21 protein-coding genes are annotated in these 17,421 nt (G+C 57.0%); 6 read left to right on the top strand and 15 right to left on the bottom strand.

Annotation, left to right across the window (positions count from 1 at the left end; genetic code table 11):
- From AC0B60_RS01385 to AC0B60_RS01355, 7 genes are all read right to left on the bottom strand, one after another.
- Nucleotides 1-1,344, bottom strand: a complete 1,344-nt coding sequence (locus tag AC0B60_RS01385; protein WP_465083442.1) for a diguanylate cyclase domain-containing protein — start codon at nt 1,342-1,344, stop codon at nt 1-3.
- 3 nt (nt 1,345-1,347) lie between these two features.
- The gene (locus AC0B60_RS01380) at nt 1,348-1,626 is read right to left on the bottom strand and encodes a hypothetical protein (RefSeq protein ID WP_465083440.1); all 279 of its coding nucleotides are present in this window, start codon (nt 1,624-1,626) and stop codon (nt 1,348-1,350) included.
- Between the two features lie 47 nt (nt 1,627-1,673).
- Complete coding sequence (locus AC0B60_RS01375) at nt 1,674-2,111, bottom strand: PaaI family thioesterase (protein WP_465083439.1); 438 nt, start codon at nt 2,109-2,111, stop codon at nt 1,674-1,676.
- Nucleotides 2,112-2,134: 23 nt separating this feature from the next.
- Nucleotides 2,135-2,530: an acyl-CoA thioesterase gene (locus tag AC0B60_RS01370; RefSeq protein WP_465083438.1), complete on the bottom strand. Its 396-nt coding sequence runs from the start codon at nt 2,528-2,530 to the stop codon at nt 2,135-2,137.
- A gap of 62 nt (nt 2,531-2,592) precedes the next feature.
- A complete protein-coding gene (thpR, locus tag AC0B60_RS01365) occupies nt 2,593-3,156 on the bottom strand; it encodes an RNA 2',3'-cyclic phosphodiesterase (protein ID WP_465083436.1) in 564 nt (187 codons plus the stop codon).
- Nucleotides 3,149-3,733 (bottom strand): lysostaphin resistance A-like protein, encoded by a 585-nt coding sequence (locus tag AC0B60_RS01360; protein WP_465083434.1) that lies wholly within the window; start codon nt 3,731-3,733, stop codon nt 3,149-3,151. Before AC0B60_RS01360 ends, thpR begins: the two co-directional genes overlap by 8 nt.
- A gap of 6 nt (nt 3,734-3,739) precedes the next feature.
- Entirely contained in the window at nt 3,740-4,063 is a 324-nt protein-coding gene (locus AC0B60_RS01355; protein WP_465083433.1) for an antibiotic biosynthesis monooxygenase family protein, read from the bottom strand.
- A gap of 313 nt (nt 4,064-4,376) precedes the next feature.
- Here AC0B60_RS01355 and AC0B60_RS01350 point away from each other — a divergent pair, with 313 nt between their 5' ends.
- Entirely contained in the window at nt 4,377-4,583 is a 207-nt protein-coding gene (locus tag AC0B60_RS01350; RefSeq protein WP_007151952.1) for a cold-shock protein, read from the top strand.
- A gap of 73 nt (nt 4,584-4,656) precedes the next feature.
- Here AC0B60_RS01350 and AC0B60_RS01345 read toward each other — a convergent pair whose 3' ends face one another.
- Both AC0B60_RS01345 and AC0B60_RS01340 read right to left on the bottom strand, forming a co-directional pair.
- Nucleotides 4,657-5,328 (bottom strand): SDR family oxidoreductase, encoded by a 672-nt coding sequence (locus AC0B60_RS01345; protein WP_465083432.1) that lies wholly within the window; start codon nt 5,326-5,328, stop codon nt 4,657-4,659.
- Between the two features lie 56 nt (nt 5,329-5,384).
- Nucleotides 5,385-6,188, bottom strand: coding sequence for a helix-turn-helix domain-containing protein (locus tag AC0B60_RS01340; protein ID WP_465083431.1), 804 nt, complete (start codon nt 6,186-6,188; stop codon nt 5,385-5,387).
- Between the two features lie 109 nt (nt 6,189-6,297).
- On the opposite strand from AC0B60_RS01340, the gene AC0B60_RS01335 reads away from it, so the two are divergent.
- Together AC0B60_RS01335 and AC0B60_RS01330 are read left to right on the top strand one after the other, a co-directional pair.
- On the top strand, nt 6,298-6,639 hold the full coding sequence (locus AC0B60_RS01335; protein WP_465083429.1) for a hypothetical protein: 342 nt from the start codon (nt 6,298-6,300) through the stop codon (nt 6,637-6,639).
- A gap of 107 nt (nt 6,640-6,746) precedes the next feature.
- On the top strand, nt 6,747-7,763 hold the full coding sequence (locus AC0B60_RS01330) for a 2-dehydropantoate 2-reductase (protein ID WP_465083427.1): 1,017 nt from the start codon (nt 6,747-6,749) through the stop codon (nt 7,761-7,763).
- 47 nt (nt 7,764-7,810) lie between these two features.
- Here the strand turns inward: AC0B60_RS01330 and AC0B60_RS01325 are convergent, their stop codons facing one another.
- The gene (locus AC0B60_RS01325) at nt 7,811-8,890 is read right to left on the bottom strand and encodes an alpha/beta hydrolase (RefSeq protein ID WP_465083426.1); all 1,080 of its coding nucleotides are present in this window, start codon (nt 8,888-8,890) and stop codon (nt 7,811-7,813) included.
- Nucleotides 8,891-9,105: 215 nt separating this feature from the next.
- Between AC0B60_RS01325 and AC0B60_RS01320 the strand changes: the two genes are divergently transcribed.
- The 3 genes from AC0B60_RS01320 to AC0B60_RS01310 all read left to right on the top strand — a co-directional run bounded on the left by AC0B60_RS01320 (nt 9,106) and on the right by AC0B60_RS01310 (nt 11,669).
- Complete coding sequence (locus AC0B60_RS01320) at nt 9,106-9,924, top strand: M90 family metallopeptidase (protein WP_465083425.1); 819 nt, start codon at nt 9,106-9,108, stop codon at nt 9,922-9,924.
- A 73-nt stretch (nt 9,925-9,997) separates the two neighbouring features.
- Nucleotides 9,998-11,164: an AI-2E family transporter gene (locus AC0B60_RS01315; protein WP_465083423.1), complete on the top strand. Its 1,167-nt coding sequence runs from the start codon at nt 9,998-10,000 to the stop codon at nt 11,162-11,164.
- A 49-nt stretch (nt 11,165-11,213) separates the two neighbouring features.
- Nucleotides 11,214-11,669 (top strand): MgtC/SapB family protein, encoded by a 456-nt coding sequence (locus AC0B60_RS01310; protein ID WP_465083422.1) that lies wholly within the window; start codon nt 11,214-11,216, stop codon nt 11,667-11,669.
- Nucleotides 11,670-11,700: 31 nt separating this feature from the next.
- On the opposite strand, the gene nuoN is transcribed toward AC0B60_RS01310, so the two are convergent.
- From nuoN to nuoJ, 5 genes are read right to left on the bottom strand one after another with little or no spacing between them, the layout of a single operon-like run.
- Nucleotides 11,701-13,137, bottom strand: a complete 1,437-nt coding sequence (gene nuoN, locus AC0B60_RS01305) for an NADH-quinone oxidoreductase subunit NuoN (RefSeq protein WP_465083421.1) — start codon at nt 13,135-13,137, stop codon at nt 11,701-11,703.
- Nucleotides 13,137-14,672: an NADH-quinone oxidoreductase subunit M gene (gene nuoM, locus AC0B60_RS01300; RefSeq protein ID WP_465083419.1), complete on the bottom strand. Its 1,536-nt coding sequence runs from the start codon at nt 14,670-14,672 to the stop codon at nt 13,137-13,139. Before nuoM ends, nuoN begins: the two co-directional genes overlap by 1 nt.
- Nucleotides 14,669-16,537 (bottom strand): NADH-quinone oxidoreductase subunit L, encoded by a 1,869-nt coding sequence (gene nuoL, locus AC0B60_RS01295; protein WP_465083417.1) that lies wholly within the window; start codon nt 16,535-16,537, stop codon nt 14,669-14,671. The genes nuoM and nuoL overlap by 4 nt, the downstream gene beginning before the upstream one ends.
- Nucleotides 16,534-16,842, bottom strand: a complete 309-nt coding sequence (gene nuoK / locus AC0B60_RS01290) for an NADH-quinone oxidoreductase subunit NuoK (RefSeq protein ID WP_007151973.1) — start codon at nt 16,840-16,842, stop codon at nt 16,534-16,536. Before nuoK ends, nuoL begins: the two co-directional genes overlap by 4 nt.
- Entirely contained in the window at nt 16,839-17,381 is a 543-nt protein-coding gene (nuoJ, locus tag AC0B60_RS01285) for an NADH-quinone oxidoreductase subunit J (RefSeq protein ID WP_465083415.1), read from the bottom strand. Before nuoJ ends, nuoK begins: the two co-directional genes overlap by 4 nt.
- Nucleotides 17,382-17,421 lie beyond the last annotated feature (40 nt).

Here is a 17,421-nt window from a genome sequence, read left to right as displayed (position 1 = left end):
TCAGGAAACCGGGTCAGGTCTCCCTTTTTTCATCTGATACATGGCGCTGTCCGCATATCGAATCAGCGCTTCATGACTGTCGCCGTGTTCGGGATAGACAGCCACACCAATACTCGGAGTCAATGTCAGAGTTGCCATGGATAACTCATAGGGTTCACTGAGAGTTGTCCGTAATTTTTCAGCAACGCCGGCCGCATCGCTTGGTTGCTCAATCCCATCAAGCAACACGATGAACTCATCGCCGCCGAGCCGACCTACCGTGTCGGCTGCCCGAACACCCTGCACCAACCGGCGAGCCATTTCCTGCAGGACCTGGTCTCCAACGGTGTGTCCGTAGGTATCGTTGACCTGCTTGAAATCATCAAGATCAAGGTACAGTATCGCCAGAAAACCGGTTTCCCTGGCTGCACGCGCCAGGGCTGTGTGAATCCGGTCCAGGACCAGGCTGCGGTTCGGCAATTCCGTCAGTTGGTCGTATCTGGCCATATGCTCCAACTGCGATTGCATTTGCTTACGCTCCACCGCAGCGGCAACTTGTATGCCGACAAACTCCAACAGTTCTCTGTCTTCGTCCGTGTAACACGCACCATTTGAATGCCTTTGTACGGCAATCGCCCCGAACACGCCCTGGGAGGATCTCAGCGGCACACCCAGCCAGTGGTGGTCTATCTCAACGTGCGTGGCATCGCTCGCCTGCGGCGGGGGCGCAACGTTGCTTCCCGGCATCAGCAACATGGCACAGGCGGAATGGATGACGTGTTCGCACAAAGAACCAATATCCAGCGAGAAACCCGGAGTTCCCGTCTCATGACGGTCGGCGTTGTAGGGAAAGTACAGCGCTCCGCCCTGCGGGTCCTCAAGCGCCACCATGAAAGCAGGTGCCGACATCAGGCCATCCACCACCTGATGAATTCGTCGGAACATGGCTGGCAGGCTCTCCGAACTGTTCGCTGCGTCCGATATGGCGTACATGGCCGCCTGCATGGCTTCTGCCCGTTTGCGCTGAGTCACATCACGCGCAACCGCCACGCGGATCTGTTCCTCCTCAGACCAACGGGCAGACCACATGATATAGGCCGTCGAGCCATCCTTGCGGATGTACCGGTTTTCGAAGTAAGGCTTCAGCTCTCCCCGCAGGATTTCTTTGACGGCCTTGCGCGTTTTCTCCAGGTCCTCCGGGTGGACAAACCCCAGAATTCGACGTCCAACCATTTCCTCGGGCAGATAACCGAACACCCGCTCACTGGCTGCGCTGACGTAGCGAACGTAGCCATCGCGATCCACCACGCAGACGGCGTCCAGCAGCAAGTCGATAAAGTTTTCCGGTGGAATGGCAGGTTTCATGGCCTATCGGGTGCCCCAGATCCTGGCCACAGCGCTGTCGCTGCCGAGCAGTCCCACCACAAAACAGACCAGGCTGATCACGAAGAACAGCACGATGGGAAGAAGGGCACTGAAGGTTTCTGCAAAGATAGAGAAAAACAGCGACACTGTTGACAAAACCAGGAACAGGAAGCCCACCACCAGCAGTATTTTTCGGTGGGAAGGGCGATACCCCTCGTCACTTCCGCCCTTCTCAAAGTAAAAGAGAATGGGCCAAAAAATCTTTCGAAAGACATCTTTCACTGCACGCCACCTCACATCATTTAAAGTCAGCTCGGGGTATTCGCAAGTTACCTTTCGGGAGTCCCGCGAGGACTGACAACGGCTAATGTCACTGTTGCTTTGGAAACAAGCCGCAGGTCACCGACCGTTCCGCAGAATACTTCTGACTCTACCACGGTCAGGGACGCACCCGCCTTAAGCACCGTGGCAACACACTCGATATGCGTACCGCTGGCTGACCTCAACAACTTCAGTGAAAAATCGGACGTTAGCACCATCTGCCCAGGCATAGCCATGGAGGCCCCCGCCGCCCCCGCCGTGTGATCAGCAACGGTGGCCTGAACCCCGAAATGGACAAAGCCATCCTGTTGCAGGTGCCTGTTTTCGAGCGCCAGCCGGGTGCGGCATTCACCCGCCTCAATGGCAACCAACTCCAGGCCCAGGTCAGCAATAAACGGAGCGGATGAAAAAATCCGCTCCACTTCTTTTTTGTTAACGGTTTCCACAACATCTCCTGATTCTGTATCCCCTATTCCTCGAAGGAATGCCTGGCGAGCTGGCCACGAATTGCCTCTGGGATGGGAACGGATGCTTGAGTCTCATAATCGAAGTGAATCAGCACTGTCACGCCGCGCGCCACCACAACGTCGTTTTGACGAGCTTCCTGGATGACTTCGAAAGAGGAATTGCCAATCTTGCCGATGCCGGAGCGGACTTCCACGGGCGAGGCCCAGTAACACTGAGCTTTGAGGTCGATTTCCATCCTGGCGAGGATCAAGGGCCAGCCTTTTGGCTCCAGGGACGGATGGAAGATACGGAAAATCGGGGTTCTTGCCTGCTCGAACCAGACGGGGTAGACAGTGTTGTTGATATGACCGAGCGCATCGGTATCGCTGAATCTTGGTTCGGCTTCGTAGTAGAACATTCGGCTCCCCTTGTATTGTCTTAACGGCAGAATGTTACGGGATTTTCTCCTTTGAGGGCTATTTAATCCCTCTCTGCCTTGGCCAAGGGAAATCTTTCGACGATGTGATAGACAGACCCATGAGTATCGGAGGTGCTCTCGAACAGCGCAATCTCACACGCTAAAAATGTACCCGCATGTTGCCACTTATGGGTATCAAGCAGTTCAGCGACCGACCCGCGCTCCCTCTTGAAACGGGACAGCGTAATGTGTGGGCAAAACCGGCGTTCCTCCTGCTCGAAACCGAATAAAGCGAGCCTCTGGCTTAGCACCTCATGAAGCTCAGCAAGTTTATCCACCGGCTGCACGCCGGCCCATAGGTTCTTGGGAAAGTCCGGTTGACCAAAGCAATCCAGGCCGCAGACCGTCAGATCAAATTCACCAACCGGAAGGTTCAGGGCGGCCTCACAGACATCGGGCAACCACTGGTTGTCCACACTACCAAGGAACAACAGGGTCAGATGCAGCTGTTCCGGACGCTGCCAACGTGCTCCGGCCACGGGTTTCTGAACCGACAACAACCGACGCTTAATGGTTTCCGGAACCTCCAGCCCAAAGAACAGGCGACGTGTTTTCGGATTACTCACTGCGAACCCCGAACCATTGTGGAAATCGGCGCAGGCAGTACAGTGCCAGCATGTCGTAAGCACCATGCCAGACCATCACCAGCAACAGGCTGTCGGTCACGGCATAGGTTGCTCCCAGAACAAGCCCCAGTCCGGTTGCAAGCATGAAATAGGTGAAAGAAAGATAGTGCACCAGCCCGAACAGCAGCGAGGCCGTCATGATAGCCAGGCTCTGGTCAAGATGCTGTGCCAGCCAGCCCTGTATGGCACCACGGAACAGTAACTCTTCCCCCACGCCGGCCAGCACGGAGAGGGTCACCAGAATTGGCCAGGAATAATCCCGTGCAAACCGGTGTAATAACTCAATCTGGGATTCCAGGGATTGCCGCAGCAATCCGGGCAACCAGTTCAGCGTCACGATAACGCCGTAGGTCGCCACGCTTCCAGCCAGTCCCCAGAGAACCGCAGCGCCTACTGCCAGCCCGTCGTTCTGGACCGGAATACCAAACAGCAGGATTGCCACCAGGCCCAGCACACCGATCCCGCCCTGGAATACCAGTGCGGCCCTGGAGGAAATCTGCGGGCGCCTTGCAGCCATGATTCTTCAGGTACTCCGCTTGCCAGCGGGCACCACCACCCACTCTGGGTCTTCAAACTCACCGAGAGGGGTGATATCACAGAATGGCGCAGCACTGCGGATAATGCGGGCCACTTCCGGGTTATGCTGTCCTTCCATCGCGTCCCTTGCCTCTTTACTGTCCCAACTGGCGATGGCAATCAACACATTCGGGTCACCAATTTTCTGGTGCAGCTCCGTTCCACGCGCACCCGGCGCCTGCTGGATAATCTCGCTAGCGCGAACCCAGGCATCGGCGTATTCCTCTGCCGTGTGCCCTTCTCGTATGCGAACCTCGAAGATGTATTTCATGAGTTCACCCTCGTTCCAAATAGAAATTTCTCAAATAACGGGCCTATGGCTCTCAGAGTAGTTGTTTTGATTTTGGATCGCATCGGTAAATGCCTACAAATAAACTTGGCAATTCCGGGGACATAGGAGTAAAGTGCGCTTCGTAGGAAAGATTTAGCACAGCATTTCACGAATAAGACGTATCACCGTTGTTACTGGTAGTTTTCCGTCCTGTTTTTGATTCCGCGCGTTTTTTGTTTCCGCACAACGCTGATCAGTCGTCCTTTCGGATGGTCTATCAGCACATTAAATTATCGATCTCAGGATTATCATTATGTCTACTACTACCGGTACTGTTAAGTTTTTCAACGAAGCAAAAGGCTTTGGTTTCATCACTCGTGAAAGCGGCCCGGACGTATTCGTTCACTACAGCGCTATTCAAGGCGGTGGATTCAAGACCCTGGCAGAAGGCCAGCAGGTTGAGTTCACTGTAACTGACGGCCAGAAAGGTCCTCAGGCAGAGAACGTTGTTGCTGTTTAAATAACAGCCAGCACGTTTGAAAAAGGCAGCTTCGGCTGCCTTTTTTCGTTTTGGATGTCTCTCCAATAAGTCCTTACCAGGGCAATTCCTCACCATTGCTGTGCCAAAAGGAACCCGTGTTTTCCAGGTTCAGGCCCTCGATTCTTGCAGCCAACCCCTTTGCTGATTCCTCGGGGGTAATCAGTCCGCCGAAGTTCACCATGCGAGTTTGTACATAACCGGGATGGAGCTGGGCCACCGCAATGCCTTTGGGTTTGAGATCCATCGCCAAGGACTTGCCAAAGGCGTTCAGCGCCGCCTTGGACGCACGATAGCCATAGCGGCCGCCGGAGTCGTTATCCGCGATGGAGCCCATCCGGCTGGTGATGTTGGCAATCTTGCCGCCTTGCTGTATCTGGGACATGAGTGCTTCCGACACCCGCAGCGGCGCATAGGCGTTGATTTCCATCTGGGTACGGATGGAATCGAAATCGATGCTGCCCAGTTTTTCATCCTGCAGCAGACCGGCGTTGTTGATCAGCAGATCGATCGACTGGCCCTTCAACCCATCAATCAAAGTCTGAAGGCCGCTCGCCGTGGTGACGTCCACGGATTCAATAACTCGAGTCGCCACTTCCTTGAGCTCGGGGGATGCTTCCCGGCAAACACCAATCACGTCACAACCTTCTACCGCGTAGTGACGAGCCAACTCAAGGCCGATGCCGCGATTGGCGCCGGTAATCACAACGGTTCTTTGTTCAGGCATGAAATCCTCCTGTTATTTGCGTAAAGGTCCGTTATACGGACTCACCATTGCAGGGTTCAACCCGCGAACTGTGAAAAAAACCGCCGGGCGCTTTCATTGGCGGGAAAGATCATCTCGACTCGTAACTCCGAGAGAAACACGTCGTTGGCGGGCCCGAAGTGCGCAATCATTGTGGTGGTTTCCAGAATTTCTCCCCCCATGTTCAGGCGCGTATGGATCGACGGGCTGCCCGGCATCAATTCCGGCCTGGGGGTGTGCCGCAACAGGTCCTGGACTTCCTGAATAAGCGCCTGCATGCGCTCGTCGCCTTGGTAGCGTGAAGCATCACTGACCAGGTGTTCATAGGCCGCCCAAGCCACCTCGTCCCAATTTACCACCAACTCTTTCCATTTCGTTGAGGACAGGTACTCCCGGTAGAGGTTGGCCGGCGGGTCTGCTTTGAACTCAGGAAACATCAGGAACGCGGTCGCGTTGCCATCCACCACATCACCCCAGCGATTGAGCACCAAAGCGGGATATGGCTGATGATTGTTGATCAGCTCGTGAATGGCCTTGCGGTAGACCGCCAGTTCCTTGCTGTCATAGTCCTCCTCGAAATAGGCCGCCGGCAACCCGGCAGCCATCAACATTTCATTGCGCTCACGCAAGGGAACCTCAAGGGTTCCCGCCAGCTTCAGTATCAAGTTCCGCTTCGGGCGGGAACGGCCGATTTCAATAAAGGACAGATGGCGGGGCGATATATCCGCCTCCAGCGCCAGATCCAGCTGGCTCATGCCCCGGTGGCGGCGCCAACAACGCAGCTTGTGGCCAAATGCGCTGTGTACGCCACCCCGGGAAATTGACGTTTCGTTGGTGGTCATGTTGCCTGGCCTTTACCTAATCGGGAAGTGCGCCGGTATCGCTACAGGCGCATGATCTTTGTCGAAAGCATAACCAATTTTTACACCCCCTACACGGAACCATATTGCCATGATACTGACTCGCATCGTCCCACTGGCTTTCGTACTTTTCACCGGCTTCACACTGTGGGTGCTGGCCACCTCGGATAAGGATTTCTGGCAATGGTTCCTCAGCCTGTTCACGGAAAAGGAATCGCTGCAGGTCGTCTTGGACCTGGGCATCGCCCTGCTGTTGCTGATGTACTTTCTGTTCCGCGATCACGTGGCCCGAGGTGGGCATTTCAGAAGCTTTGCTCCCTTCCTGATCGCCACCCCATTGCTCGGCGTAGTTGCCCCACTTGCTTATCTGACCCTTCGAGCTGTCCAGCCACACTGGCTGACTGGCACTGTGCAGAACCCGAAGCGTATCTGAGACAAAATCATCGAAACGGGGCTTCGGCGTCTTTTTTGCCCTAGCCCTGGCAGTTGACTCTCGCGGGCAGCCCTTCCACTATTCAGGAAAACAATAAGGCAAAGCCCGTGACGCAGAACTCTTTCAAGGTCGTTATATTTGGCGCCGGCAGTATCGGCTGTTATCTAGGCGGCAGGCTGCTATCTTCCGGCGTTAACGTGGTCATGGTAGGCCGAAAGACCACGCAGGAACGCCTTCGAACCACCCCACTGACGGTCACCGACTATGAGGGTTTTCGTTTCCACAGCCAACTGGCCGACCATCAGTATGTGACCTCTGCCGAGGCGGCGGGCAATGCAGATCTCGTGCTGGTAACAGTCAAGTCCGCAGCCACATCAGAGGCCGGTAAACAGCTCGCCCCCTGGGTGAGGCATGGCATACCGGTGGTCAGCCTGCAAAACGGAATCTCCAACGCAGAACATCTCCAGGCCGCGATGCCTAACGCCAACGTATTGGCCGGGATGGTTCCGTTCAACGTGCTGCAACAGAAGCCGGGGCATTTCCATCAAGGCACCGAGGGCCACCTGATGGCCGACCGGCACCCGTCACTGCAACCGGCCCTGCCCTGGTTTGAACACGCCGGGCTCCCCCTGGAACTACGGCGCGATATCGAGTCGGTCATGTGGTCCAAGCTGCTACTCAATCTGAACAACCCGGTAAACGCCCTTTCTGGCGTTCCGCTGTTGGAAGAACTCTCACAACGGGACTATCGCCGCTGCCTGGCGATGGCCCAGCGAGAGACGTTGCAACTCCTTAAAGTGGCAGGCATACCAACGGTAAAGCTCACAGGCCTGCCTACCCATCTGATTCCATCAGTGATGTCGCTGCCGGATTGGCTGTTTACCCGGTTGGCCAAACGGATGCTCACCATTGATCCCGTCGCCCGCTCCTCCATGTGGGAAGACCTCCAGGCCGGGCGACCGACAGAAATTGACTGGATCAACGGCGAAGTAGTGAAACTCGCCGAAAAGCTGGGGATGGATGCACCAGTCAACCGCAGACTCGTGCAATTGATGCATGAGCGCGAGAAGACTCCGAGGGTCTGGAGCGCCTACGACCTGCTGTCAGCACTGACGACCAGATAACCAGGTCGCTGTCACAAAGTTACTCCGGTGAGGATTACCCCCAAGATCTACAACCGATGAACGTTCCTTGACGGATCAAAACGGGTAGGCTTTTCCGCCACCTTTCCATTCAACGACGCTTTGAAGAAATCCTGTACTTTCGCGTTCTTTAATGGCGCTTCCTCAAAGTAGGCATGCGAATCCCCCACATGAGGCTGGCCGGTAAAATCCATATAGGTCGCTACCCGCGAGTCCAGCCGGCGTATGTAATGCCCAAGCCTGGCTTTTTGCTGTTCGCCCATTTTCAAACGTGAGGCCTTCAAAGCGCCGTCGTTTTCGTTGATGGTGATATAGAGCCGATTGCGGTAGGGAATTCGGTCCACCCATTCAGCGTGGCTTTCATTGTTGGTGTCCGCGGCCACCATTACAACGTTATCGAACAGCAGCCGATCTCCGCTGTACACTGAACTCCCCAGCAAATGCTTGTAGAGATAGTTCCCCATGCTGTGCAACATCAGATTCACCGTGAACGGGCAGTGTTTTTCGACTTCCTTCGCAAAGTAGCGATCCCACGCGGCGGCGTTGTCCGTAAATCGGGCTTCTGCCCGCGCCTCCAGTTCCATCACGTACTGGGCATGAAATTCACTCACCAGGGCTGCCAGTTTCTCCAACACGCGGTTGAATGCACCTACCGAGGCAAGGGCGTCCCGCTTGTCGCTCTTATAGCTGAGCACTCCGTGCAACCCTCCACCATTGGCGGGCCAACTGAATACAATGACTTCAACACCATAGTTCTGCTCCAGCCTTTCGGCTCGGTCAAGCACGTCGGTCATATCGTTGTTGAAGCCATGGACAAACAACAGCAGGTTCCTGCCGTTTGTGCGCGCACCAGCGCCGTGGCCGGATTTCTCGATCAGCTTCCGGGCCACGTAGGCGCTGGCGGGGTAGATAGTGTCAGGATTGAGGTCAACACTTTTCGCCATTTTCGGCGTGATCTGGTCAGGCAGGATATCGATATGCCAGCGGTTTCGCCGTCGGGATGCTTCCGCCAGCCGCAACTCGTTGGGGCCTTCGATGGGTTTACTGCCAAAAGCCTCGCTCTCAGTGTGTTTGCTTTCATCGACGGTTCGATTGGTTACGATATACATGGAGCAGATTCCTTTGTGCTTCCATGCCACGGAACAACCTGGTGGCCACTACTGATAGGAAGTAGCGAAAAGCTCCCTGACGACCGCCCTACAACCCCCTATGATGAACGGCATCAGAATTCGATTAAGATGTGGGAGTGTCGCTACCCAACATCTAATTAATTAGCAAACTGAACTAAAATGTCAAGTCATCACACGAGCCCGGAATCTTGCCAATGCTGATCTACACTCTCTGCGCGCTGTCCGTGATTGCCGCCTCGGTTTTCTATCTGTTCTTCTATCGCAACTGGCGCCGCGAGAGACAACTTCAGTCCCCCTTCCCGGAGCACTGGCGTGCGATGCTCGAGTCCCAGGTGCCTCTGTTCAATACGTTGCCGGCAAAGCTCAAGCGGCAACTGGAACAACATGTGCAGCTGTTTCTGACGGAAAAATCCTTTTACGGCTGCGACGGGTTCGAGGTGGACGACACGGTACGCTTGACCATCGCGGGGCATGCCTGCGTGCTCATCATGAACCGCGACTATTCCGATTTCGACGACATCAGTAGCATTCTGGTCTATCCGGACGCCTATCGTGTCAGGGATATTGAGCATGATGGTCTGGTGGTGAGCGAGAGCAACGAGATTCGCGCTGGCGAAGCCTCCAGCCATGGCCAGGTCGTTCTGGCCTGGACACAATGCGAGGAAGGGGCGGTCAATCCTGATGGGCACCACAACGTGATTCTTCATGAATTTGCCCATCAACTAGACTACCTGGATGGCACCGCTGATGGTGCCCCGCCGCTTAGCGGGGAACAGGCACGCCATTGGCAGGACACCATGACTCGGGCCTATGACCATTTGAGGCAGTCGCTTCAACATCACCAGAAGCCTTGGCTAGACCCATACGGCGCGACCGAGCCCGCCGAATTTTTTGCAGTGCTGACGGAAGCCTTTTACCAGCAGCCGGAACATCTGAAAGCGGAACAACCGGAAGTCTACGAGGCACTACGCCGATTTTACCGGTTGGATCCGTTATCGCTGTCGGTGTCATAAAGGTACTGAATAGTTCGAATCTGTAGACTTACTTCTCAAACACCCTTGAGGTTGAACACGGAGGCAATGCCCCATGGAGATCGGCGACAAGACTAAGCGTGACGAGCCGGGAGCAGAACACAACTCTGACAACAGTCAGGCGCTGATTGACGCCATCAATATGCGCAGCATGTCGCTTATCACACTCACAAGTATCGCAACACTGTACTTCATAGACTGGGCCCAGGCTGTCCTTTTGCCACTAGTGGTGGCCGTGTTAATCAGTTACGCCCTTGAGCCCCTCGTCGCCACCATCAACCGATTGAAAGTACCCCGCCCGCTGGCCGCGGCTGTAGTGCTGATTCTATTGATCTCGATCGTCGCCGGAGCAAGCATCCCCCTGAAGCAGGAAGCGATGGCTATGCTGGACAAGATACCGGTAGCGATCGAGCAGTTTCAGCAGAATGAAGCAAACCGCCCCAAGGACGGGGAAAGCATGATGGAAAAAGCGCAATCCGCTGCGAAGAAAATTCAAGCAACGGCCAGTCCGGATCAGGACAACGGAGACGCATCCCGATCTGCTGCAACGCCGGTGCGCGTAGTGGACGAACCACTCGAAATCAAAGACTACGTGCTTCAAGGCTCCCCAGCAGCGCTGGTACTGATCTCCCAATGTTTCTCCGCGTTGTTGCTGGTGTATTTCATGCTCGCCATTGGCTCGCTGTACAGACGCAAGATCGTCAAGATCTCCGGGCCATCCTTCTCGCGTATGCGCAAAGCTGCCCGAATCATGAACGAGTTCCATCGCAGCGTACGGCAGTTTCTGTTTGTGATGTTCGCAGGTGCGGTGTTTGTAGGCGTGCTTACCTGGCTGGCGTTTCTGGCATTAGGGGTTGAGCAAGCCGGCTTTTGGGGCGTGCTGGCCGGTGTCGCCAGTGCCATCCCCTATCTGGGGCCATTCCTTGTGCTCATCGGTACGGGGGCGGCTGCCTTTATCCAGTTTGGCGAATTGGAAATGTCGATCATCGTCGCTAGTACGTCTCTGGCCATCACCAGTATTCAGGGCTATCTGCTGACGCCGTGGCTTACCAGCCATATTTCAAGCCTCAATGCTGTGGCCATTTTTATCGGCCTGCTGTTCTGGGGGTGGCTCTGGGGGCCCGTAGGGCTCGTGGTTGCCACTCCAATCCTGATGATCGTCAAATCACTGTGCGACCATGTCGTCAATTTACGCCCGGTAGGTGAGCTGCTCGGAAAATAAACATCCCGTTGGCTTGTTCATCACTCAATAACAACAAAGGAGACACACCATGTTCGACAGCGAAATTCCCCTGATGGATATGTTGTACCGGCTACTGGCCGCAGCCGGGCTGGCACTGTTACTGGGATTGGAAAGGGAATTGAGAGGCAAAGCCGCAGGCCTGCGCTCCCATATGCTGGTGTCGTTGGGGGCTTCGGCCTTCATTATGATGGGCATTCACATCCTGTTCGCCACGGCTGAAGGCGACCCTTCCGCACGAATCGATCCCACACGGATCGTTGAGGGTGTTATTGGCGGCATCGGTTTTCTTGGCGCCGGCAGCATCATACAGAGCCGCGGCAATATCCAGGGTATCACCACCGGTGCATCCATCTGGACAGCGGGAGCGGTTGGCGTTGCGTGCGGCATCGGCAACCTCGCACTGGCCGGCATGGTCACCGCACTAGCGCTGATCATCATGGTGGTTCTTGGGCGTTTCGAGCACGAAGTGATCAACGATAACTGATTCGGCAAACGCCACAGGTCAGAACGCGGCCCTAGGCGGCCTTAGATAGTCCGGCCACCCACTGAATCATCGGCGAGGGATAAATGCCTAGAACCAGGATCAATACGGCAACAACCAGCAGCGTAAGCCCGCCAATACGGCTGCCCCAGTCGTTGGTGGCATCCATCCGGCGCATGCCGGGTTCAGGCAGGTAGAGGGTGACCATCACCCGCAGGTAATAAAACAGGCCGATGGCGCTGCCTGCCACGATACCGCCCACCAGCCACCAGCGGCTGTCGGCAACGCCAAGGGCCAGCACATAGAACTTGCCAATAAAGCCGGCGGTTAGCGGAATACCTGCCAGCGACAGGAAGCTCACTGTCATCACCGCCGCCAGCCAGGGCCGACGCCAGAACAGGCCACGATAGTAATGCAGCCCGGCGGCGTCCTCACCACTGAACGGGCTGGACAGCTGGGTGACCACACCGAAAGCCGCCAGGGTGGTGACCAGATAAGTAATCAGATAGACCCCCACGGTTTCTACCGCCAGCGCGCCACCGGCAACGATGGCCACCATCAGGTAGCCGAAATGGGCAATGGAGGAATAGCCAAGCAGACGTTTCAGGTTGGATTGGAACAACGCCAACAGGTTGCCCCCCAACATGGTAAGCAGGGCCAACAGCGTTACCAGTGTGTTCAACCAGTCACTGTTGAACACCGGCGCAACGGTCACCAGACGCAGCAACAACACGAACACCGCGAGCTTGCTGACCGTGGCCAGGAAAATGGTGGCCGGCGCGGGCCCGCCCTGGTAGACGTCCGGCGTCCAGAGATGAAAGGGAACGATGGAGAGCTTGAAGCCAAGCCCCACCAGCATCAGCACAGCCCCAGCCAGCGTCCATGCATCGGTGGTGTTTGCCAGCCCCGTCGCCAGGCCCGCCAGGTCCAGATGCCCGGTGCGGGCATAGATCAACGCCATGCCAAACAACAGAAACGCAGTAGCCGCAGCAGACAGAACCAGATACTTGATACCGGCTTCCAGGGATCGTTCTGCCCGAAAGCTATAGGCCAACATGCCGTAAAGGGGCATCGACAACAGTTCCAGACTGATGAACAGAGTCGCCAGGTGGTCGCTGGCGACCAGCCCCAGTGCCCCGGTCACCGCACACAGAAGTAGCAGGTAGAACTCTTCCTTGGGGCCAATATAACCGGTCAGGTAATGATGACTCAGGGCCACCGTGACCAGCGCGCACAATAGCACCAGCACGCTGCCCATTATTGCCAGCCCATCCATAGACATCAGAGGCGGTGATGACATTGCCGTCGAAGCCACAGGCACGCAAGCCAGAGCCAAAAGCAGCCCGACGGCCGAAACCAGCGCCGTGGCGCCATGGTTCCGCTGCCAGGCTACGCCAAGCATGACGATCACAGCGGTGGCACCGACGACAATCAGTGGTATGAGTGCAACCAGATTAGACAGGGTCAGCATCAGTTCACCTCTCCTGCGCGGCTAGCCAGTTCTGCCCCGACCTGCTGAAACAGTTCGGCAGCCGGGCCCGCTATCGGCGCGGTAATGTCGAGTATTGGTTGAGGATAAAGCCCCACCATCACCGTCAGCACAAGCAGCGCCAGCATCATGCCGTATTCTCTCGCGTCCGGCCCTCTCAGGGCGCCCTGGCGGTATTCCGGACCATAATGCACCCGCTGCATCAGCAGCAGGGAGTAGATCGCCGCCAGCACCAGCCCGACGCTGGCGATCACCACGACGACCGGTGCGCTGGGGAAGGTGCCAAACAACACCATGAATTCACCTACGAAGTTGGCGGTGGCAGGCATACCCAATGATGCCGCGACAAAACACAGGGTAAACCCGGGCAGCACCGGTATACGCCCCCACAAGCCCCCCATGATCCGCATATCACGGGTGTGGATACGCTCGTACAACTGGCCGCTGAGAATAAACAGCCCGGCACTGGAGAACGCGTGGGCCACCATGAGGATGATCGCCCCCTGAATCGCCAATTCCGAGCCGGAATACAAGGCAATCAGTACGAAGCCCATGTGGGAGATACTGGTATAGGCGATCAGGCGCTTGATATCCTGCTGGCCACAAGCCAGTACGGCACCATAGATAATGCCCACCAGCCCCAGTGTCATGGCGACAGGCGCAAACGCCTGAGACTCTTCCGGGAACAGGGGCAGCGCAAACCGCAGAATGCCGTAGGCGGCGGTTTTCAGCAGGATACCGGCCAGGTCGACACTGCCGGCGGTCGGCGCCTGGGCGTGGGCATCCGGCAGCCAGCCGTGGAACGGCACCACCGGCAGCTTCACGGCAAACGCAACGAAAAAGCCCAACATAAGCCATGGCGCCAGCGCATCGGGAACGTCGGTGCCCAGCAAAGTGTCGTAGCTGAAGGACAGTTCGCCGGTGTTCGAATAATGCACAAACACCAGCGAGAGTATCGCCACCAGCATCAGCAGGCCACTTGCCTGGGTGTAGATAAAGAATCGGGTAGCGGCGCGAATCCGGGTCTGCCCCGCCGAGCCGCTGTGCCCCCAGAGCGCAATCAGGAAGTACATCGGCACCAGCATCATTTCCCAGAACAGGAAAAACAGGAACAGGTCCAGCGCCAGGAATACACCCACAACACCACCGAGGATGAACAGCAGGTTGAGGTGAAAAAAACCCACACGGTGGTCAATCTCGTGCCAGGAACAGAGCACGGCCAGTGCGCCGAGGAAACCGGTCAACGCCACCAGGATCAGCGACAGGCCGTCCATTGCCAGGTGAATTTCAATGCCAAAACGGGGAATCCAGGACGTTCTCCATTCCAGCAGCCAATGCCTGGTGACCTCACCCGGCAATGCAAAATCGCCGGTTATCCAGAGCACCAGGCTGATGACCAGAACAAACAACATAGTGGCCAGCGCTATCCAGCGAGGCGCTCGATCGCCCCACTGATCCGCGTGCCAGCACAATAGGCCACCCATAAACGGGATCAGGATCAGCCACACAAGGATCATGTTAGCCCTCCCGGCAACACCGCCAGAGCCAGCAGGATGATCGTGGCGCCAAACACCATCACCAAGGCGTAGCTACGCACACGACCGTTCTGGCTTTTCACCAGCCCGGCATTAAGCACACGTGCCAAAAGCGCGGGCAGATTCATCATCAGGTTCACCAGGTCCACCCTCAAGACCTTCACCATCCACTGCCAGGGCCGCACCAGCACCCGGTCAAACAGGGCGTCAAAACCCCACGCATGGTGCCAGAGTGTCCATAAGCGGGCGCCTATGCCCTGCCCGGCCTTTTCTGCAAGCCAATCCCTTTGCCACAGGAACAGCCATGCTGCCAGCAATAAACCTGCGATAGCGGCGCCCATGGCCAGCACCTGCAGCAGGGTGTGCCCGGTGTCGGCCGTTTCTCCGGGTGCATCCGGGAAGAGCCCGCCAAGGCCCGGATAGAGCCAGGCCCCAACAAAGGTGGACAGCACCGCCAACACGATCAACGGAAGGTGATGGGTTAGCGGGTTGGTGCCGGGTTCGGGATGGCGGGCGTGGTCGCTGCCCGGCTCGCCATGGAAGGTGCCAAAGATCAGCCGAACCGTGTAGATGCCGGTTAACACCGCACCCAGCAATCCAACCATCAGCAGGCCAGCCTGGTCAGCTGCCATCGCCTGCCACAGGATTTCGTCCTTGCTGAAAAAGCCGGCCGAAACCAGTGGCAATGCCACCAGTGCAGCACCTCCCACGAGGAAGCCACCATAGGCCACGGGAAGCTTGCGCCAGAGCCCGCCCAGTCGGCGCATGTCCTGCTCATGGTGGCAACTGATGATTACTGCTCCGGCAGACAGGAATAGCAGTGCCTTGAAGAAGGCGTGGGTCACAAGATGGAAGATCGCGGCATCAAATGCACCCACGCCCAAAGCCACGAACATGTAGCCAATCTGGCTCATGGTGGAATAGGCCAGCACGCGCTTGATATCGGTCTGGGCCAGAGCCGCAAAGGCCGCCAGCAGCAAAGACACAGCCCCGATTACGCCGACCAGAAGGAGCACATCCGGAGCCAGCAGGAACAGGCCATTGAGCCGGGCAATCAGGTACACGCCCGCCGTGACCATGGTGGCCGCGTGGATCAGCGCAGACACCGGCGTAGGGCCCGCCATGGCGTCGGGCAACCAGGTATGCAACGGCACCTGGGCCGACTTGCCAAGGGCACCGCCAAGTACCAACAACGCTGCCAGGTTCGCGGTCGTACTGCCTTCCTGCCACTGCTGCGGTGCCATGGCCAGCAATTGCTGGATATCGAGTGTGCCCAACTCCATGAAGATCAGGAACAGCCCGAGCGCCAGGAACACATCGCCAATGCGGGTCACCACGAACGCCTTGAAGGCCGCCCAGCCATTGGCACTGCCCTGGTAGTAGTAACCAATCAGGCCATAGCTGCAGAGGCCTACACCTTCCCAGCCGAGGAACAACAGCAGCAGGTTGTCTCCCAGCACCAGCAACATCATGCTGAACACAAACAGGTTCATCCACGCGTAGAAGCGGGTAATGCCCTCCTCCCCTGTCATGTACCAGGCAGCGAACAGGTGGATGAGAAAGCCTACACCGGTAATCACCGACATCATCACCAGGGTCAGGCCATCCACCGCCAGGCCGATGGTAGGCTGGAAATCACCGACGGCAATCCAGGTCCAAAGTGTTATACCTTCATTGCCGCCTGAATGTCCCATCACCACCAAACCCGTTGCCAACGCAGCCAGTCCCACACTGCCCACGCCCACAATGGAGCTGCCTAAAGCACCCAGGCGTCCGCCGCTGAACGCCAGGATCAGCGTGCCCGCCAGAGGCAACAGAAACGAAAGAATCACTGCCATCGCCATCATCCACGCATCCTGCTAACGGCATCCAGGTTCAGGGAGCGGAACCGCTGGTAGAGCTGGATCATCAGCGCCAGCCCAACACTGGCTTCCGCCGCCGCCAAGGTAATCACCAACAGGAACATAGCCTGCCCATCGGGCTGGTTCCAGGCTGTCGCTCCCACCACAAATGCCAGTGCCGCCGAATTCAGCATCACTTCCAGACTCATCAGCACAAACAACATACTGCGGCGCAGCATTAGCCCCAGCAGCCCCAGACTGAACAGAATAGCGGCCAGGATCAGCCCGTGTTCCATCGGTATGCCTGTCATGAGTTGCCTCCCTGGTTGCGGTTGTCCATTGACGTTTGCTTTCGCAGGGGATTTGAGCGTCGGCCCACATGGGACGCCGTTACCAGGGCCGCCAGCAGGAGAATGGCGGCCAGCTCCACCACTATCAGCCAGGGCCCGAACAGGGTCAGGGCCACGGCACGTGCGGTCAGCAGCTCACCATCGATCATCTGCCCCATGCCGCCCTGACCGATCAGGGCCGCCAGGGCACCCAGAAGCAGCAACGTTAGCAACGATGGCCCTGCCCAATGGCGAGGATTCCGCCAGGACTGTTCCCGCTCCGCATCCGACCGCAGGTTCAGCATCATCACCACGAACACAAACAGCACCATGATCGCCCCGGCGTATACGATGATCTCCAACGCGCCAGCGAACGGCGCGCCCAGGGCAAAGAACACCAGTGCCACGGCGATCAGCGACACGATCAGATACACTACCGCGTGAACCGGACTGGTGCCGGTGACCACGCCAATGGTCGCCAGCACGGCCACCAAACCACTGACATAGAAGGCCAGCTCCATCAGGTTGCCTCCTCCGGCTTCCGGTCGCTTTTACGGCAAC

Source organism: Marinobacter sp. V34 (assembly GCF_055524115.1).
Note: the sequence above shows the minus strand (reverse complement) of the source record. Positions and strands in the feature narration are given on the sequence as shown.

What these genes read in the sequence shown, in the direction of transcription:
- AC0B60_RS01320 (WP_465083425.1), top strand. Translation starts at nt 9,106, where the DNA reads ATGCTGATCTACACTCTCTGCGCGCTGTCCGTGATTGCCGCCTCGGTT.
- nuoM (WP_465083419.1), bottom strand. Translation starts at nt 14,672, where the DNA reads ATGATCCTTGTGTGGCTGATCCTGATCCCGTTTATGGGTGGCCTATTG.
- AC0B60_RS01340 (WP_465083431.1), bottom strand. Translation starts at nt 6,188, where the DNA reads ATGACCACCAACGAAACGTCAATTTCCCGGGGTGGCGTACACAGCGCA.
- AC0B60_RS01360 (WP_465083434.1), bottom strand. Translation starts at nt 3,733, where the DNA reads ATGGCTGCAAGGCGCCCGCAGATTTCCTCCAGGGCCGCACTGGTATTC.
- AC0B60_RS01315 (WP_465083423.1), top strand. Translation starts at nt 9,998, where the DNA reads ATGGAGATCGGCGACAAGACTAAGCGTGACGAGCCGGGAGCAGAACAC.
- nuoL (WP_465083417.1), bottom strand. Translation starts at nt 16,537, where the DNA reads ATGATGGCGATGGCAGTGATTCTTTCGTTTCTGTTGCCTCTGGCGGGC.
- AC0B60_RS01345 (WP_465083432.1), bottom strand. Translation starts at nt 5,328, where the DNA reads ATGCCTGAACAAAGAACCGTTGTGATTACCGGCGCCAATCGCGGCATC.
- AC0B60_RS01325 (WP_465083426.1), bottom strand. Translation starts at nt 8,890, where the DNA reads ATGTATATCGTAACCAATCGAACCGTCGATGAAAGCAAACACACTGAG.
- nuoK (WP_007151973.1), bottom strand. Translation starts at nt 16,842, where the DNA reads ATGACAGGCATACCGATGGAACACGGGCTGATCCTGGCCGCTATTCTG.
- AC0B60_RS01350 (WP_007151952.1), top strand. Translation starts at nt 4,377, where the DNA reads ATGTCTACTACTACCGGTACTGTTAAGTTTTTCAACGAAGCAAAAGGC.
- AC0B60_RS01335 (WP_465083429.1), top strand. Translation starts at nt 6,298, where the DNA reads ATGATACTGACTCGCATCGTCCCACTGGCTTTCGTACTTTTCACCGGC.
- nuoN (WP_465083421.1), bottom strand. Translation starts at nt 13,137, where the DNA reads ATGCTGACCCTGTCTAATCTGGTTGCACTCATACCACTGATTGTCGTC.
- AC0B60_RS01370 (WP_465083438.1), bottom strand. Translation starts at nt 2,530, where the DNA reads ATGTTCTACTACGAAGCCGAACCAAGATTCAGCGATACCGATGCGCTC.
- AC0B60_RS01385 (WP_465083442.1), bottom strand. Translation starts at nt 1,344, where the DNA reads ATGAAACCTGCCATTCCACCGGAAAACTTTATCGACTTGCTGCTGGAC.
- AC0B60_RS01355 (WP_465083433.1), bottom strand. Translation starts at nt 4,063, where the DNA reads ATGAAATACATCTTCGAGGTTCGCATACGAGAAGGGCACACGGCAGAG.
- nuoJ (WP_465083415.1), bottom strand. Translation starts at nt 17,381, where the DNA reads ATGGAGCTGGCCTTCTATGTCAGTGGTTTGGTGGCCGTGCTGGCGACC.
- AC0B60_RS01310 (WP_465083422.1), top strand. Translation starts at nt 11,214, where the DNA reads ATGTTCGACAGCGAAATTCCCCTGATGGATATGTTGTACCGGCTACTG.